Raw genomic sequence first — 505 nt, 5'->3', positions numbered from 1 at the left:
AACAGTCGGGATTTCGTCCGTCAATCAATTAGGCCTTGCGCTGGAACATGCACTGTTGCGCCGCGACAATTCGGCACAACCAGGCAGCCTGGAAGCCCTCGGGATAGTCAGACAGGCCGTCGGCGAGCTTGATCTGATGCTGTCATCCCTGGCCGATGAACGCGAACCCGACGTGCCCGCAGGGCTGATCGAAGCCCTGGATTCACTTTATCCGGCAAACCTGGTTACATCTCAGGAACCGCCTGCAGAGCATGAAGCCGCAACGGAACAGCCAGCGAGTGGCGAAACAGTGCCGCCGCAGGAAACCGCCAAAGCCGAATTCGAACACAAACCTTCTTTCTTGTCTGAAATCAATCAACTGAAGGACGAGATTGACGAGCAACTGCTGCCCATATTCCTTGAGGAAGCGGTTGATCTGAATCAGGGCATTGCCACTCAGCTACGTGCCTTGCGTACCGAGCCAAACAGTGCGGAAGCGTTTCGAACGCTCAAACGCCAGTTGCAT

The 505-nt window shown here is 55.6% G+C and carries 1 protein-coding gene; it reads left to right on the top strand.

The features are described 5' to 3' along the window. Positions 1-505: hypothetical protein (locus PROAA_RS11745; RefSeq protein ID WP_186411522.1), on the top strand; the 505-nt coding region annotated here is incomplete at both ends.

Origin of the sequence: Candidatus Propionivibrio aalborgensis (assembly GCF_900089945.1) — a bacterium.
Lineage (GTDB): Bacteria > Pseudomonadota > Gammaproteobacteria > Burkholderiales > Rhodocyclaceae > Propionivibrio > Propionivibrio aalborgensis.
This window is presented reverse-complemented; position numbering and strand designations above follow the sequence as displayed.